Below are 15,401 nucleotides of genomic sequence, written 5' to 3'. Positions count from 1 at the left end.
ATGTGCCGCCGTTGCTGTATCACACGTGCTCACTTCCAGACGGATTCCGCGATCTCCTTGATAAAGCGCAGTTTGTTCCACTGCTCCTCCTCCGTCAGGAGGTTTCCCTCCTCGGTTGAGGAGAAGCCGCACTGCGGGCTGAGGCAGAGCTGATCGAGCGGGACGTGCTTTGCCGCCTCGTGGATGCGGGCGACAATATCCTCCTTCTTTTCGAGCGTGCCCGATTTTGAGGTGACCAGTCCGAGAACGACGCGCTGATCCTTGATATAGTCGAGGGGGGCAAAACCGCCTGCACGGTCGGAATCGTATTCGAGGAAGAAGCCGTCAACATGGCAGCCGCCGAAGAGAATCTCCGCGACGGGCTCATAGCCGCCCGAGGAGAACCATGTCGAGCGGAAATTCCCGCGGCAGATGTGCATGGTGATCGTCATGTCCGCAGGCTTTGCCTCCAATGCACGGTTGATCATCGCGACGTAGGCACGCTCGATGCGGTCGAGGTCGAAGCCGCGCGCCTCGTACGCTGCACGCTTCTCCGGATCACAGAGCTCGCCCCAGGACGTGTCGTCGAGCTGCAGATAGCGGCAGCCTGCCTCATAGAATGCACGAATGGCCTTCTGATAGGCGAGGGCGATGTCCTCAAAGAGCGCATCCTCGTTCTCGTAACGCGGAATCGGCGCGTAGTCCGTCGCACGCACGCAGCAGATGAGGTGCAGCATGCTGGGGGAGGGGATCGTCATCTTTGCGAGGGCATCCCCTGCGAGATCGTTTAGGAAACGGAAGTGACCGAGAAACGGATGCGCTCCGAAGTCCACCTTGTCCACAATTTTTACTGTCGACGCCTTTGGCTGTGCTCCCTTGAATGTGACGGACCAATGCGATGCACCGACCTCTTCGACGCCGCCCAGTGCTGCAAGAAAGTCCAGATGCCAGTAACGGCGGCGGAACTCGCCGTCCGTGACCGCGCGCAGCCCAACCTCCTTCTCCTTTGCGACGAGGCCACGGATTGCCGCATCCTCCGCTGCACGCAGTTCCTCTGCGCCTGCATTTCCTGCGGCGTATGCCTCACGCATCTTCATGAGTGCGGCGGGGCGCAGAAAGCTCCCCACAATGTCATAGCGAAATGGTGCTTTTGTTTTTGTATGGTTCATTGTCATTTCCCCCTGATGTACGATGTACGATTGAAACAATGTCATTATACCACAGACATTCATATCTATGCGAGTAACAAATGGTACAGAAAAAGCAGTCTGCTCATCGACAAACTGCTTTTTCTATGACACGGGGGTCAGATTCTGGCAACGGGATCAAGGGCCTTGACCTCGCCCGTGGCAGTCATTTCGACGCTTGTGCCCTCGGGCAGTCCTGTGAAGATCACAAGGCAGGCGTCCGATGTCGCGTTGGCGCGGATGTAGTCGATGTCGAACTCCATCAGCTTGTCGCCTTTCTTTACCTGCTGTCCTGCCTTGACAAAGACGTTGAAGCCCTTGCCGCCGAGTGCGACGGTGTCGACGCCGATGTGGAGCAGGTACTCCGTGCCGTCCGCGCTCTTCATGCCGATGGCGTGTTTCGTGTCAAAGACGAAGACAACCTCACCATCGGCGGGGGCGAGTACCTCACCAACCGTCGGGTAGACGAAGAAGCCGTCGCCCATCATCTTGCTCGCAAACGCATCATCCGGTGCCTCCGTGATCGGATGCACCGTGCCCGTGACGGGGCTGCAAAGCGTATGCTTTTCGCTTGTGGAAGCCGCTGCTGGTGCTTCTGCGGCGGCGGAATGCTCCTCGACGGGGGCTGCGGAAGGCGCATCGTCCTCCGGCTCGACCTCGGGTGCTGTCTCGAGATAGGTCTCAAGGTTCGATTTGATGACGGCGACCTGCGGGCCGTAGATGACCTGCACGCCCGTGCCCTTCACAATCACGCCGACCGCGCCCGTCGCCTTGAGCAGCTTTTCATTTACAAGAGAGGAATCTGCGACCGAGCACCGCAGGCGTGTCGCACAGCAGTCCACGGACGTGATGTTGCGCTTGCTGCCGAGTCCCTTGGCAATCGCTGCACTCTTGGCATCGAAACCTGCATCACCGTCAGCAGAGCTGCCGGCTCCTTCGCGTGCCTTGTAGTCCGCCTTGGTATAGAGCTTTGTCTCCTCGTCATCGTCCTCGCGCCCCGGCGTCTTGAAGCCGAAGTGCTGAATCATCCAGCGGAAGATGAAGTAGTAGAGGAAGAAGTAGATCACGCCGACGGGGATGACGTACATCCAGCTCGTCTTTGCCTCGCCCTGAAGGATACCGAAGATGAAGAAGTCGAGAAGCCCGCCCGAGAAGGTAAGACCCACGGCGATGTTCAGCATGTGCGCAATCATGTATGCCGCACCCGCGAGTACGACCTGCACGGCGAAGAGCGCGGGGGCGACGAAGAGGAACGAGAATTCGATTGGCTCCGTGATGCCCGTGAGCATGCAGGTGAGTGCCGCCGAGAGGAGCAGTCCGCCCGCAACCTTTTTCTTTTCGGGTCGTGCGCAGTGGTACATCGCGAGAGCCGCACCCGGCAGGCCGAAGATCATAAAGATGAACTCACCGGAGAAGTAGCGCGTTGCATCCGCACTGAAATGTGCGACATCCGGCGAGGCGAGCTGCGCGAAGAAGATGTTCTGACCGCCTTGGATGAGTTGTCCGTCGATCATCATTGAGCCGCCGACGCCCGTCTGCCAGAATGGCAGGTAGAAGACGTGATGCAGTCCAAAGGGGATGAGTGCACGCTTGATGATACCGAAGATCAGCGTGCCGATGTAGCCCGTGCCCGTGACAAGGCCGCCGAGGGCGAAGATGCCCTGCTGTGCAAGCGGCCAGACAAAGTACATAGCAATCCCGACGAAGAGAAAGACGATGGTCGAGATGATGGGAATGAAGCGCGAACCGCCGAAGAAGGAGAGTGCATTCGGCAGGATAATCTTATGGTATCGGTTGTGTAGGAGTGCCACGCCGATGCCGACGATGATGCCGCCGAAGACACCCATCTGGAAGGACATGATGCCGCAGGAGGGCGCGATCGTGCCGTCGAGGACGCCTGGTGCGACCGTGCCGTCGGCGAGGATCTGTCCGCCGATTTTCAGCATGGCGTTGCAGGACGTATGCATGACGAAGAAGGCAATCATCGCCGAGAGTGCGGCTACCTCTCTTTCCTCCTTTGTCATGCCGATGGCGACGCCGACCGCGAAGATGATCGGCAGATTGCCGAAGATCGTGCTGCCTGCGCTCGACATGATCGAGAGCAGCATATGCAGCGGTGTTCCTGTGCCGAGCACTCCACCGAGACCGTATGTCGCAATGGTCGTCGGGTTCGTGAACGACGCGCCGATGCCGAGCAGAATGCCCGCGATCGGCAGAATCGCGACCGGCAGCATAAAGCTGCGTCCGACGCGTTGGAGCACACTAAAGATTTCATCTTTCATGGTATTTCCCCTTTCTCCCCGCCTCCACCCCGTGCGTCCTCCCTTTTAGACGCACAATGTCAATGTGGTAGATGCACTGACGCGATGAAAACGGTATTGATGAAATGATATATGGAAATTATACTGTAAACGCGGAGGAAGTGCAAAAGAAAATTAGACTTGTTTATCATAGGTGATGTCAGAAATATTTTGTCCTGCGTTGAAATTATGTTATAATAATTCTATCAACGAATACCGTAAAGGAGAACCTATGAACGCAGAGCGCGGGCGTCAGTATTTTACTTGAACATGAACGCGAGGTGGTGGATATGGTTAACTTTGAGTGGAATGAGGAGCTGTTCAGAGAGGCGGCGTTTGAACAGGGGCTGGAACAAGGTCTTGAGCAGGGACGTGTTTCTGCTGTGCTTGGCATGCTGAAGGAAAAACTCCCGCTTGAGATGATTGCGCGTGTGTCAGAGATGTCACTCGAAAAAATTCGTGAGATCGGGCAGATGCACCACTTGCTCTGAGAATGTTGCGTATGCTATAATGTGTGTGACTAATCTGTCAACAAAGGGGTGTCGGATGAAATGAGAGGCGCGGAGGCGGTTCTTGCGTGTCTGCGAGAGCAGGACGTGGATACGGTGTTTGGATACCCCGGCGGCATGATTCTGCCGCTCTACGATGCACTCTATGGACAGACGGAGATCCGTCAGATCCTCGTGACGCATGAGCAGAACGCGGCGCATGCCGCCGACGGTTATGCGCGTGCGACGGGGCGCGTCGGCGTCTGTATTGCGACCTCGGGGCCCGGCGCGACCAATCTCGTGACGGGCATCGCAACGGCGTACATGGACTCGATCCCGATGGTGGCTATCACGGGACAGGTCGATCTGGAGATGCTCGGCCGCGATGCGTTCCAGGAGACGGATATCCTCGATGTGACGATGCCCGTGACAAAGCATAACTACAAGATTAAGAACGCTGCCGATCTCGTACCGACGATTCGCGAGGCGTTTGCACTCGCGCGCAGAGGGCGCCCGGGGCCCGTGCTCATCGATGTGCCGCGTAACCTCTTTCTCGAGGAGGTCGCCTATACGGAGCAGAAGCGGGCGGAGCATCAGCCCGGAAAGCCTGACGCGGATTTCATTATCTGCGCAGCGGAGGCGGCAGCGGAGATCGTGAATGCGGAACGCCCGCTTGTCATCGTGGGCGGCGGTGTGATCTCCGCCGGGGCATCGGCGGAGACGGTCGCATTCATCGAGAAATACCAGCTCCCCGTAGTTCATACCCTGATGGGGATGGGCGCTGTTCCCAGCACGCATCCGCAGATGCTTGGCTTTATCGGTATGCACGGAGCAAAGGCGGCGAACTACGCTGTCGGTGCCGCCGATCTTGTCATTGCACTCGGCAGTCGCTTTGCCGACCGCCTGACGGGCAATCTCAGCAAGTTTACGGCGAACCGCAGGTTTATCCACATCGACATCGACCCTGCAGAGATCGACAAGATTGTCGGCAGCAGCATCGGGCTTGCGGGGGATATGCGCGTTGTGCTGAACCTGCTCATGCGCAAAGAGCCCAAACGTGACCACACGGCATGGTGGCAGCAGATCCATATGTGGCAGGAGAAGTTTGAGGATGATTACCACGTCGACTCTCTGACCGTCCCCTGGGCGCTCCATCAGGTCGCGCGCATGACGGCAGGGAAGCCCTACGCCTATGTGACGGATGTGGGACAGCATCAGATGTGGGCGGCACTTCACCTGCACGTGGAGGAACCGCGGACGTGGCTGACCTCAGGCGGGCTCGGAACGATGGGCTATGGTCTGCCGGCGGCGATGGGAGCACAGGCTGCGTGGGGCGACGAGCGCCGCGTGATCCATATCACGGGCGACGGCAGTCTCAAGATGACGGGCAATGAGTTCTACACCATTGCGCGCCTCGGCCTGCCTGTGATCACGATTCTCTCGAACAACCGCAGCCTCGGAATGATCCGCCAGCTCCAGAAGAAGCTCTATAAGGAGCACTATATCGCCTGCGAGTTGGACCACGAGATGGACTATGTAAAATACGCGGAGAGTTTTGGCATCAAGGCCGTGCGCGTGTCGACGCAGGACGAGTTTGCGGCGGCACTCAGCAAGGCACTGGAGGATCGCACACATCCGCGTGTGATCGTGATGGATGTGTGCCGCAGTTTCGTGTAGCCCATGGTGAAGGGACGGTGTGTGCGATGGAATTGCCGATCACAAATGAACGGCGGACGCGCAGCGAGCGTGGCTTTTCGCTGCTCTCGACACTCCTTGCCGTGATGATTCTAGCCGTGATCCTTGCGATTGCCGTGCCGCGCTTTTCCTCAGCGCTCGCGACGGCAAATACGGTCAAGGTGCAGGCGGATCTGACGGCACTCGATACGGCGATTGTGCTCTATCAAACGGCAAAGGGGAAAAACCCCGCAGGCGTTGATGATCTCACGGACTACGTGACGGATCTGAAGCATCTGAAGCCGCCTGCGGGGACGATACGCGCCGGCGCACAGGAACTCTCCACGGAGAACGTCTCCTATCAGGTAGAGAAAAAGGATGGTGTCTGGCGTGCAACCTGTGCAGGGCGCACGGCGGAGGAGTATCATACACGAAATTAGACATGTGCCCATGATGTTTTGGAGGAGGATGGCGTGATGCAGGAGACAGCGCACACGTTTTGTCCGTCGCGCTGTGCTGCATCAGCCCTTCTCCTGCTTTGGTGTGCGGGCAGTCTCGGCGTTCTCTCGACCTACGGTGTGGGACTGCACGGCGGATGCGGCGTGCTCTTTACGGCGGTGCTGCTCTGGCTCTCCTATCTCGATCTGCGTGATGGGATGCTCTATGACTGCATCACAATGCCATTTGCCGTCCTCGGACTGATGGCCTCAGGACTGGACTCAATTTCAGATGCACTTTTGGGCGGGACGCTTTGCGGCGTCTTATTTTATTGCCTGTACATTGCCGCGCGCGGCGGACTTGGCGGCGGTGATGTAAAGCTCGCTGCTGGACTTGGTCTTTGGCTCGGCTGGGAGGCAGCGATTGTCGCCGTCTGGACGGCGTTCCTGCTCGGCGGCGCGGCGGCGGCGTTTCTTCTCCTCACGGGGCGCAAGAGCCGGCATGATGGGATCCCGTTTGGTCCATTTCTCGCCGTCGGTGGCTATGTGGGCTATCTTGCGGGGCGGCAGCTCTGGCAGCTCTACTGGGGGTTGCCGTGATGCGGAGGGATGCACGCGGCATGATGCTCCTCCACGTCCTGCTCGCCGCGTCGATCATGGCTGTACTTGCCGCCGCTGCACTCCCGCGTGCGCGCGCTCTTTATGTGCGGGCGGCAGTGGAGTATGAGGCGGTGCATCTCATCGGCGAGCTGCGCCGCATCCAGGCAGTCAGCCGCACGACGGCGATGCCGCTCTACATGCTTGGAGGGACGGCGGCAGGGTCGCGCGAGCCGCAGCTCTATGTGCAGGGCGGCAGCTATGAAATCGTGCCGCACGGCGGGGCAGGGCACGTTCATCGGATGCTTCCGCTCGTGCGGGTCACACAGGTGACCGCGGACGGGAAACCTATGTCATTCGACCGCAATGGCGGCATCGGGCAGGGGAGCAATAATATGACCATTCGCATCGAGGCAGAGGGATATGCGCGGGATGCGCTGAACGTCATCATCGACAGCGCGGCACGCATCCGACTCCAGCGCGGAGGCCGCGATGAGGAATGACGCGCGCGGCTGGGTACTCATGGAGGCAGTGATCCTCGGCTGCATTGTGCTTTCCGCCGCCGCCGTGCTCGGGATCTTTGCCCGCAGTGCGCTGCTCGCAGAGCAGTCCGCCGCGCGTATGGATGCGGCGTTCTTGGCGCGGCAGGAGCTCTCTGGAATGGAGGCGGGACTTGAGCATGGGGCGTTTCCGACGGTCAGCGCGCCCTCGGTTCGCGTGAACGATGTGACCTATACCCTGCGTGCAGATGTTGTGCGGCAGGGAGATTTTTATGATGTGACCCTGCACCTCTCATGGCGCGTCTTGGGGTGCGCGGAGACGGCAGACTACGTGCGGAGGATGAAGCGATATGATACGCAGGCAGCACCGTAGAGCATGTGGGGAGCGCGGCGTCGTGCTGACAGAGCTCGCCGTCAGTCTGCCGATTTTCGCGCTCCTGCTGACCTTTCTTGTCTTTGCCCTCGTGTGGGGCTGGCGCAGCTATCAGCGTACGGCCGCCGATGCTGAGCTGCGGCAGGAGATGCAGCTCGCCATGGCACGCATTACGGAGTCCGTGCTCTCTTCGTCATACGTTGCACAGGACACGCAGGGCATCTATCGGATGCGGCACAGCATGGAGGAAAAGCATGTGGGGACGCCGCTGGATTCCTATTGGCTCACCGGCGGCAGACTGGTGTATCAGACGTCCGCTGCGCCGCTGACAGGCGGCTATGCAGGCGCAGGCGTACACATCTCGTCGTTTTCCATACGGCTGGACGCACAATGCCCGCGCCTCTATCACATCGAGATGACGGGCGAGAGCGTGGCGACGGGCAGAAGCTGCACTACTGCAACCTCCGTCTATCTGCGGGAGGATCAAGGTGGGCGGTAAAACATTTCGGTACGGGCAGGATGGTTTCGCCTCGGCGCTCGGACTGTGTATCCTTGCACTGCTTATCCTCATCGCGATGGCCGCCGCGTCCCTGACGCGCAGCGGCGGAACTGTCGCGGCGGAGTATGAGCGTGAGATGCAGCTGCGCCTTGCGGCGGAGAGTGGTGTACTGACGGCAGCAGACACGCTGGAACGGCATTCACCCGCCGCCGGGAAACTGCCCGCAGGGGGACGGCGGAGCGTCGCCGTGCACGATATCCCCATGGCGGCGGACATCGACCTGCACGTCGTGATCGAGCCGCAGACGGACGGAACGATCTGGGTCACGGCTGCTGCTATAGATCAGCGGCATGATACGAATGTATCGGATGGTGAGCACTGGACGCGGGCGAAGATCGTCCGTGCGCAGATGGAAAAGAAGGATGGGCACTATGTTTGGCGTCGATGGTTTTAGTCTGCGCCCGCGCGAGGCGGTGGGCATCAGCATGACGGCGGAGGGGCTGCGGCTCGTCCGCCTTGCTGCACCGGAGAAGAGGGATGGTGTGTGGACGGTCACTGCATCATCGGGAGCGGCGTGTTCCTGTGACGGAGCAGATATCGCTTCTCTCGCTGCTGCCACCTGCGCAGCGCTGGATTCGCTCGGATGGATGCACCTGCCGCTCGGTCTTGCGCTGCCTGCGGAGCTTGCCATGACGGCGGAGCGGGAACTTCCCGCCGCACTGACGGGGGCAGAGCTGCAGGCGGCACTCCTCTGGGCGATGCGAGCGGAGGCGGATAGAGAGGGGAGCACACTGCCCGCCGATCTGCGGCTCTGCTGTGCGCCTATGGAGACGGATGCCAACACACACCGCTATTGGACGGCAGCCATGGAGGAGCCCCGTGTGCAGGCATACTTTTCGGCGTTCTCTGCGCGCGGCCTCCGTCTGCGTCGGCTGACGATCTGCCCGCCCGACGGCGGCACTCTTGCCCCCTTGATTGCGGCGGCACGGGAACCGCAGATGCCGTGGGAGGAGCTGGAGGAGCACCCGGGAGAGTGCACGGCAATCTATGCGGGGCTGCTCGTTCCTAAGCCTTCCTCCTCCCTCTCTTGGCAGGCAGAGCATTGCATCTTTCCGCGTCTGCGCCGCCGCGCGCCGGAGCTGACTGCGGGAGCGGCGACGCTCTTCTTTGCCGCAGCCGTGTCGGCGGATGCGGCCGGCCTTATGGCGGAGCGCACAGCGACAGAGACGGTGCAGGAGGAGCTGCGCCTTCATGATGCAGATGTACGTCGCATGGAGGACTATGCGATGCGGCGTGCCGCTGTAGCAGAGCGTGAGCGTGTGCTGGCGGAAGTACAGGCGGAGTCCCTGCCCCTGCGTGCGCTCCTCGTACACCTCGGTACGCTGCCGATCAAAGGCATTCAGCTCACCGCGCTGCGCGTGGGACAGATGCTGGAGATTGAGGGAGAGGCGGAGAGTTACGAGGCTCTCGCGACAATGACGGAGCACATCGCAGAGGATGGATTTTTCCGTGCCCCGCCGGTCTTGGCAGAGGCATCGCGGGAGGATGGACACATCCGCTTCGTTCTGCGCACGGATGGTGTGGGACTGTGATGCGGCGGGAGACGGTGCGTCAGCGGATGACGGCGGCACTGATCTGGGTGTGTTTCCTTGCCCTTTTATACGCGGGACTGCTGTTGCCGTATTTTTCTGCGGAGCGGGAGGCCGCACGGGCGGAGCGTGATGCGGCGCGTGCTGTCCTCGCGCGAACAGAGGTGTATCAGCGCACGGTTCACGCGGATGCGCAGGCGGAGGACAAGCTGCGTCTGCGTGAGACACGCCTTGCGGCGGCTCTGCCTGAGGAACATGCACAGGGGGCTTTCTTTTCGTCCGTGGAGCGCAGTGCCCGCCATGCGGGGGTGACGCTTGTCCGCATGGTTCCGCAACCCGCCGTTTCGGATGGGGAGATCGTGCGGCAGTGTGCTGAGGTTCACGTGAGCGGCGATTATTTTGCGCTGATCTCCTTTCTGCGCGAGGTGGAAAGCGGGGAACGCACAGCCGTGTTCAAGGCGCTAAGTCTGACAGCGGACGGCACGATGCTCCATGCAGTGATTACACTTGAGACAGCGGCACTGGCGGCGCACGAGTAGAGGGGTACATGAACTTTTAATTGTTCGTTGGCAGGAAAAGTACTTAATATATCGAAATTATTACAAATATATACATATATATACAAAAAACGAAGTGGGACGATTAGAGGGGGATTCACATGGGACAGCTGCGGTTTATCACGGGGGGAGAATCGCATGGCGCGGCACTGACGGCAATCATCGATGGTCTGCCGGCGGGGCTGCAGCTCTCGCGTGCGGAGCTCGATGCCCAGCTTGCGCGCCGCCAGCGCGGCTATGGACGCGGCGGGCGCATGAAGATCGAGACGGATCGCGTGCTCGTGCTCTCGGGACTGCGCTTTGGCGAGACCATCGGCGCACCGCTTACCCTGCAGGTCGTGAACCGCGACTTTGTGAACTGGACGAATCGCATGGATCCCTTCGGCACACCGACGGGGGAGCGGATCACGGCAGTACGCCCCGGACATGCCGATCTGGCGGGCGTGCTGAAGTACGACCGCAGGGATGCGCGTGACATCCTCGAGCGCTCGAGTGCACGCGAGACGACGATGCGCGTCGCGGTCGGAGCTGTTTGCCGCCAGCTTCTCGCGGCGCTCGGTATCGATATTGCCTCCCACGTCACGGAGATCGGTGGTGTGGCCGTCGATGCGGCGGCCATCCGTGCCGACGATATCGGAGTGACCAACTCCGACGATTTGAACTGCTGTGACGCGGCAGCGGGGGCGCGTATGAGAGCGCGCATCGACGCGGCGAAGCAGGCAGGAGATACGCTCGGCGGCATCTTTGAGATCGTCGTGCGTGGCCTGCCCACGGGACTTGGTACGCATACGCAGTGGGATCGGCGGCTCGATGGCCGTCTGGCGGGCGCACTCATGTCCATTCAGGCGATCAAGGGCGTGGAGATTGGCGCGGGCTTTGCGTGCGCGCATCTGCCCGGCAGTGAGATCCACGATGAGCTCTATATGGGCGCAGATGGACGTCCCTATCGCAAGACCAACCGCGCGGGCGGCCTTGAGGGCGGCATGACAAACGGAGAGCCGCTCATCGTGCGCGCGGCGATGAAGCCCATCCCGACCCTGATGGCGCCGCTGCGGACCATCGACCTCGCAACGGGGGAGGCGGTCTCGGCGAGCAAGGAGCGCAGCGACACCTGCGCCGTCCCTGCTGCGTCTGTAGTTGGTGAGGCAATGACGGCATTTGTGCTGGCGGATGCGGTATGCTCGCAATTCAGTGCGGACAGCATGACGGATCTTCAGGTGTCACTCGCTGCCTACCGCACACGCCTTGCCGAGGTGTGGCAGAATCCATGAAGAACATTGTACTGATTGGCTTTATGGGGACGGGCAAGACGAGCGTCGGGCGCCTCCTAGCGGGACGGCTCGGCTGCGCCTTTCACGATCTCGATAGAAAAATTGAGGAAGCGTGCGGCATCTCCATTCCGCAGATATTCGCGCAGTACGGCGAGCCGTACTTTCGCGCACGGGAGAAGGAAGCCGTGCGCGCCGCCGCCGCACGGAGCGGGCTCGTCATCGCAACGGGCGGCGGGACGGTCAAGGATGCGGAGAACGCTGCGATTCTGCGCAAAAACGGTGTCCTTGTTGCGCTGACTGCCGATGTCGATACCATCCTGCAGCGGACGGCGGCACGCGGCGCGCGTCCCGTGCTTGACGGCGCCGATGCGGGCGACCGCCGTGCTGCTGTTGTGCAGCTGCTGGAGGAACGCCGCACCCTCTATGCGGGGGCGGACATTACAGTGGATACGAGCCGTCGTTCGCCGCTCGAGGTGGCAGAGTACATCGTACAGGCGACGCGGATATGGAGAAAGTGATATGAGACGTACGGTAGAGGTCGCGCTTGGTGCGCGCAGCTACGCCATCGAGATCGGCAGCGGGATGGATGAAATGCTCACGGCGTTCGTCCGTGGGGCAGGATACTCCGCACGCGGCATGATCGTCACGGATACGAACGTCGGCCCGCGCTATGCTGCCCATACGGCAGAGCAGGTCGCACACGGCGGCGTGGATGCTGCGATCGTCACCGTCCCTGCCGGAGAGTCCTCGAAGAGCCTTACCATAGCGAACGACCTCTATACGCGTGTGATTGAGCTGAGGCTCGACCGCAAATCGCCGATCTTTGCGCTCGGCGGCGGCGTCGTCGGCGATCTTGCGGGCTTTATCGCCGCAACCTACATGCGCGGCGTGCCATTTGTGCAGCTGCCGACGAGCCTCCTTGCACAGGTGGACTCGAGCGTCGGCGGCAAGGTCGCCGTCAACCATGCACTCGGCAAGAACCTCATCGGTGCATTCTACCAGCCCGACGCCGTCATCATGGATCTCGACCGCCTGCGGACGCTGCCTGCGCGCGAGATCGCGACGGGGCTCGGGGAGATCATCAAGTACGGCGTTATCGCGGATGCGGCGTTCTTCGCATGGCTGGAGGAGCATCGTGACGATGTGCTCGCACTCACTCCTACAGCGGCATCTCACATGATCGCACGCTCCTGTGAAATCAAGGCAGACGTCGTCCGTCAGGATGAGCGCGAGGGTGGCCTGCGCCGCATCCTGAACTTCGGACATACCATCGCCCATGCGATTGAGAAAGAGACGGGTTACACGCGCTACCGCCACGGCGAGGCAGTCGCCATCGGCATGATCGGCGCGGCGCGCATCAGTACGGCGATGGGACTCCTCCCTGCGGAGACGTGTGCGCGCATCGAGCAGCTGATTGAAGCGATGGGGCTGCCCTGCTCTGTCGAGGGAGCGTCGCCGGATGCGATGTACGACGATCTCTTTCATGACAAAAAGACTGTGGATGGGCGGATTCACTGGGTCCTCGCCGAGGACATCGGCAGGATATGTGTGCGCAGCGACGTACCCGAGGAGATCGTTCGCGAAAATATTTTAGGACTTTTTACCCCCGTCCACTATTAAGAAAAGCATTCAATGAAACGAAACAATAGATAGGAGGTGACGGATGTATGAAGCGAAGCGTGATGTCTTTTCTGTCCCTTGCACTGTTTGTGCTGGTTCTGGGCGTTGGGAGCAGTGCGTCGGCAGAGGATGAAACGCTGACGTGGGAATACTGGCAGGAGAATACCGTTGACACCAATGTCAAGGCGATGAAAGCGCCGCCCTCCTTTTCCTCGAGCGATGGGACGTGGGTGCCGTTCGACCCGCGTGAGGGGGCCTCTGCTCCCGAGGGAACGCGCAGCGCATGGCTGCGTGTCCATGTCCCGGCGGATATGCGGGGCGATGAGAGCTTCTTCTTCGCGACCATTGATCAGTCCGTCCGTGTCTATCTGGATGGATCGGCCATCTACCGCTATGGGAGCAGCGATCCGCAGCTGGAGCAGTACGGGCGCAAGTGGCATCTCGTCAATCTGCCCGCGTGGGCGGCAGGACGGGAGCTCATCATCCGCGTGACCTCGGACAATCCGTGGGTACTCACACAGCTCAACCGCGTGCATATCGATAAGGAGTCCGAACTCGTCAAGCGGCTTTTTATTTATGACTTTCCCTATGTTGCGGGGCTGACGGCCATCGTCATCTTAATGATGGTGATCGGCGTGTACTTTGTCGTCGATGCGGCACGGCGCGGCATCTATCTGCGTCTCATGCTCCTCTTGACGACGTTCTTTGTCTGGATGTTCAGCTCCTCGAACCTCATCTTCATGTGGATGGACTGGCCGGTTTTGTGGTGGCGCACAGAGCTGATCTCATCCTTCCTGCTGCCTATTGCGGGCAGCATCCTCCTCGTCGAGGTCGTGAACCGGCAGTATCGCTCGTGGATCATGCGGTTGAACAACATCTTCGTCGTGCTCCTCGTGGTCGGCATCACCGCTGAAATGATGGGGCAGTTCGGCCTCTACATGATGCAGTTCCCCTACGTGCCGGGACTCGTCGTCTGGGGCAGCTACGTCGCATACGCACTCTGGAAGTCGAGCAAGGCGGGCAACAAGCACGCCGTAGCTCTCCTGATCGCCCTGCTCATCATCGTGCCGCTCGGCATCATCGATGCGCTTGCATTCCAGTATCGGCTGTATGAGGCACAGACCTCATTTACACCGTTCAGTATCTATACGATCTCTTTCTTTATCATCCAGCTCATCCTCGACCGTGCGGAGTCCGAGCGCCGGCTCATGGAGCGCTCCAACACCCTCGAGGGAGAGGTGCAGGCAGTTAAGAAGCGCATGGAGATCGATCCGCTTACGGGGGTTTACAATCGGAACAGATTCCCATCCGCGATGCGCGACTTCACAAAGATCGCGCGAGATACAGGTGAGCCGCTCTCCCTCGTCATGTTCGACATCGACCACTTTAAGTCGATCAACGACACGTACGGACACGATGCCGGCGATGAGGTGCTCTTTGGCTTTGCACAGACCATCCGTTCCTTCCTCGATCGGCGGCACATACTCATTCGTTGGGGCGGTGAGGAATTCATCCTGCTCTGCCTGCACTATGACGGTGCAAAGGCGCAGGCATTTGCCAATCAGATCCGTGAGGGGGTCGCCAAGGCACGGCTGCTGACGGCGCAGCAGGTGACATGCAGCGGCGGCATCGGTGTCTGGCATGGTCCGGACGACGATGCCGCCGCGCTCGTCAAGCGTGCAGATACCGCTCTCTATGCATCGAAGGAGGGGGGGCGCAACCGCATCAGCTGCGAGCCGAAGGATGGGAAGACCCGCATGCCGCCGCCCAGCCCACAGGAACAGGCCCCGGTAAAAGAGAAGCAGGGGGAACATACAAAGAGCAATATAATGAATTTGCAGTGGCGCTAAAAAACGCTTGCACAGAAATCCATCTTATGATATAGTCACTGAGTATGTGTATGGGTGGTCCGCTGGGCGGCAGAGGGTCGCGTATGAACGCCCGATCGAAGGAGGAAAACGTATGAACATCATCGAAGTCCTGGAGAAGGAACAGCTCCGCTCGGATATCCCGCAGTTCGCGCCCGGTGACACAGTACGCGTCCATGCCCGTATCGTCGAGGGCACGCGTGAGCGTATCCAGGTGTTCGAGGGCGTTGTCATCGCCCGCCAGGGCACGGGTGTCCGTGAGACCTTTACCGTGCGCCGCATCGCATCGGGCGTCGGCGTCGAGCGTCTCTTCCCCGTGCACTCTCCACGCATCGCAAAGATCGAGGTGACGCGCCGCGGCATCGTCCGCCGCGCCAAGCTCTACTATCTGCGCGGTCTCACGGGCAAGGCAGCTCGTATTCGGGAAAAACGCTGATCGATGGAAGATGGGGACTGCTGCGG

At 60.4% G+C, this 15,401-nt stretch carries 17 protein-coding genes; 15 read left to right on the top strand and 2 right to left on the bottom strand.

All coding sequences use genetic code 11. The features are described 5' to 3' along the window. Positions 1-29 precede the first annotated feature (29 nt). Entirely contained in the window at positions 30-1,148 is a 1,119-nt protein-coding gene (locus ADJ74_RS01655; RefSeq protein ID WP_050341425.1) for a 5-methyltetrahydropteroyltriglutamate--homocysteine S-methyltransferase, read from the bottom strand. 137 nt (positions 1,149-1,285) lie between these two features. Further along, positions 1,286-3,448 (bottom strand): PTS transporter subunit IIABC, encoded by a 2,163-nt coding sequence (locus ADJ74_RS01650; RefSeq protein WP_071844280.1) that lies wholly within the window; start codon positions 3,446-3,448, stop codon positions 1,286-1,288. 308 nt (positions 3,449-3,756) lie between these two features. On the opposite strand from ADJ74_RS01650, the gene ADJ74_RS01645 reads away from it, so the two are divergent. The 15 genes from ADJ74_RS01645 (at position 3,757) to rplS (ending at position 15,375) form a co-directional block, all read left to right on the top strand. Further along, positions 3,757-3,957 (top strand): hypothetical protein, encoded by a 201-nt coding sequence (locus ADJ74_RS01645; protein ID WP_050341424.1) that lies wholly within the window; start codon positions 3,757-3,759, stop codon positions 3,955-3,957. A gap of 60 nt (positions 3,958-4,017) precedes the next feature. Continuing rightward, complete coding sequence (gene ilvB, locus ADJ74_RS01640; protein ID WP_050341422.1) at positions 4,018-5,631, top strand: biosynthetic-type acetolactate synthase large subunit; 1,614 nt, start codon at positions 4,018-4,020, stop codon at positions 5,629-5,631. A gap of 26 nt (positions 5,632-5,657) precedes the next feature. After that, on the top strand, positions 5,658-6,068 hold the full coding sequence (locus ADJ74_RS01635) for a competence type IV pilus major pilin ComGC (protein WP_050341420.1): 411 nt from the start codon (positions 5,658-5,660) through the stop codon (positions 6,066-6,068). Between the two features lie 36 nt (positions 6,069-6,104). Then, positions 6,105-6,665, top strand: coding sequence for an A24 family peptidase (locus ADJ74_RS01630; protein ID WP_050341418.1), 561 nt, complete (start codon positions 6,105-6,107; stop codon positions 6,663-6,665). Next, complete coding sequence (locus tag ADJ74_RS01625) at positions 6,665-7,165, top strand: hypothetical protein (RefSeq protein WP_050341416.1); 501 nt, start codon at positions 6,665-6,667, stop codon at positions 7,163-7,165. The genes ADJ74_RS01630 and ADJ74_RS01625 overlap by 1 nt, the downstream gene beginning before the upstream one ends. After that, the gene (locus tag ADJ74_RS01620) at positions 7,155-7,535 is read left to right on the top strand and encodes a hypothetical protein (RefSeq protein WP_050341414.1); all 381 of its coding nucleotides are present in this window, start codon (positions 7,155-7,157) and stop codon (positions 7,533-7,535) included. The genes ADJ74_RS01625 and ADJ74_RS01620 overlap by 11 nt, the downstream gene beginning before the upstream one ends. Beyond that, positions 7,513-8,034: a type II secretion system protein J gene (locus ADJ74_RS01615; RefSeq protein WP_050341412.1), complete on the top strand. Its 522-nt coding sequence runs from the start codon at positions 7,513-7,515 to the stop codon at positions 8,032-8,034. Before ADJ74_RS01620 ends, ADJ74_RS01615 begins: the two co-directional genes overlap by 23 nt. Beyond that, positions 8,024-8,488 carry a hypothetical protein gene (locus ADJ74_RS01610; RefSeq protein ID WP_050341410.1) on the top strand — a complete coding sequence of 155 codons (465 nt, stop codon included), beginning with the start codon at positions 8,024-8,026 and terminating at the stop codon, positions 8,486-8,488. The genes ADJ74_RS01615 and ADJ74_RS01610 overlap by 11 nt, the downstream gene beginning before the upstream one ends. Then, positions 8,466-9,626, top strand: a complete 1,161-nt coding sequence (locus tag ADJ74_RS01605; RefSeq protein ID WP_050341408.1) for a PilN domain-containing protein — start codon at positions 8,466-8,468, stop codon at positions 9,624-9,626. Before ADJ74_RS01610 ends, ADJ74_RS01605 begins: the two co-directional genes overlap by 23 nt. Further along, the gene (gene pilO / locus ADJ74_RS01600; protein ID WP_050344156.1) at positions 9,626-10,162 is read left to right on the top strand and encodes a type 4a pilus biogenesis protein PilO; all 537 of its coding nucleotides are present in this window, start codon (positions 9,626-9,628) and stop codon (positions 10,160-10,162) included. Before ADJ74_RS01605 ends, pilO begins: the two co-directional genes overlap by 1 nt. Positions 10,163-10,281: 119 nt before the next feature. Continuing rightward, on the top strand, positions 10,282-11,451 hold the full coding sequence (gene aroC / locus ADJ74_RS01595; protein ID WP_050341406.1) for a chorismate synthase: 1,170 nt from the start codon (positions 10,282-10,284) through the stop codon (positions 11,449-11,451). After that, entirely contained in the window at positions 11,448-11,969 is a 522-nt protein-coding gene (locus ADJ74_RS01590; protein WP_050341405.1) for a shikimate kinase, read from the top strand. Before aroC ends, ADJ74_RS01590 begins: the two co-directional genes overlap by 4 nt. Position 11,970: 1 nt before the next feature. After that, positions 11,971-13,071 carry a 3-dehydroquinate synthase gene (gene aroB, locus ADJ74_RS01585; RefSeq protein WP_050341403.1) on the top strand — a complete coding sequence of 367 codons (1,101 nt, stop codon included), beginning with the start codon at positions 11,971-11,973 and terminating at the stop codon, positions 13,069-13,071. A 47-nt stretch (positions 13,072-13,118) separates the two neighbouring features. Then, entirely contained in the window at positions 13,119-14,921 is a 1,803-nt protein-coding gene (locus tag ADJ74_RS01580) for a GGDEF domain-containing protein (protein WP_050341401.1), read from the top strand. Positions 14,922-15,033: 112 nt separating this feature from the next. After that, entirely contained in the window at positions 15,034-15,375 is a 342-nt protein-coding gene (gene rplS, locus ADJ74_RS01575) for a 50S ribosomal protein L19 (protein WP_009754020.1), read from the top strand. Positions 15,376-15,401: the final 26 nt, after the last annotated feature.

It is taken from the genome of Selenomonas sp. oral taxon 478 (genome assembly GCF_001189555.1).
Lineage (GTDB): Bacteria > Bacillota > Negativicutes > Selenomonadales > Selenomonadaceae > Centipeda > Centipeda felix.
Note: the sequence above shows the minus strand (reverse complement) of the source record. Positions and strands in the feature narration are given on the sequence as shown.

Coding starts and splice junctions, on each gene's coding strand:
- ilvB (WP_050341422.1), top strand. CDS start 4,018: ATGAGAGGCGCGGAGGCGGTTCTTGCGTGTCTGCGAGAGCAGGACGTG.
- ADJ74_RS01650 (WP_071844280.1), bottom strand. CDS start 3,448: ATGAAAGATGAAATCTTTAGTGTGCTCCAACGCGTCGGACGCAGCTTT.
- aroB (WP_050341403.1), top strand. CDS start 11,971: ATGAGACGTACGGTAGAGGTCGCGCTTGGTGCGCGCAGCTACGCCATC.
- ADJ74_RS01635 (WP_050341420.1), top strand. CDS start 5,658: ATGGAATTGCCGATCACAAATGAACGGCGGACGCGCAGCGAGCGTGGC.
- rplS (WP_009754020.1), top strand. CDS start 15,034: ATGAACATCATCGAAGTCCTGGAGAAGGAACAGCTCCGCTCGGATATC.
- ADJ74_RS01620 (WP_050341414.1), top strand. CDS start 7,155: ATGAGGAATGACGCGCGCGGCTGGGTACTCATGGAGGCAGTGATCCTC.
- ADJ74_RS01605 (WP_050341408.1), top strand. CDS start 8,466: ATGTTTGGCGTCGATGGTTTTAGTCTGCGCCCGCGCGAGGCGGTGGGC.
- ADJ74_RS01615 (WP_050341412.1), top strand. CDS start 7,513: ATGATACGCAGGCAGCACCGTAGAGCATGTGGGGAGCGCGGCGTCGTG.
- ADJ74_RS01625 (WP_050341416.1), top strand. CDS start 6,665: ATGCGGAGGGATGCACGCGGCATGATGCTCCTCCACGTCCTGCTCGCC.
- aroC (WP_050341406.1), top strand. CDS start 10,282: ATGGGACAGCTGCGGTTTATCACGGGGGGAGAATCGCATGGCGCGGCA.
- ADJ74_RS01630 (WP_050341418.1), top strand. CDS start 6,105: ATGCAGGAGACAGCGCACACGTTTTGTCCGTCGCGCTGTGCTGCATCA.
- pilO (WP_050344156.1), top strand. CDS start 9,626: ATGCGGCGGGAGACGGTGCGTCAGCGGATGACGGCGGCACTGATCTGG.
- ADJ74_RS01655 (WP_050341425.1), bottom strand. CDS start 1,148: ATGAACCATACAAAAACAAAAGCACCATTTCGCTATGACATTGTGGGG.
- ADJ74_RS01645 (WP_050341424.1), top strand. CDS start 3,757: ATGGTTAACTTTGAGTGGAATGAGGAGCTGTTCAGAGAGGCGGCGTTT.
- ADJ74_RS01580 (WP_050341401.1), top strand. CDS start 13,119: ATGAAGCGAAGCGTGATGTCTTTTCTGTCCCTTGCACTGTTTGTGCTG.
- ADJ74_RS01590 (WP_050341405.1), top strand. CDS start 11,448: ATGAAGAACATTGTACTGATTGGCTTTATGGGGACGGGCAAGACGAGC.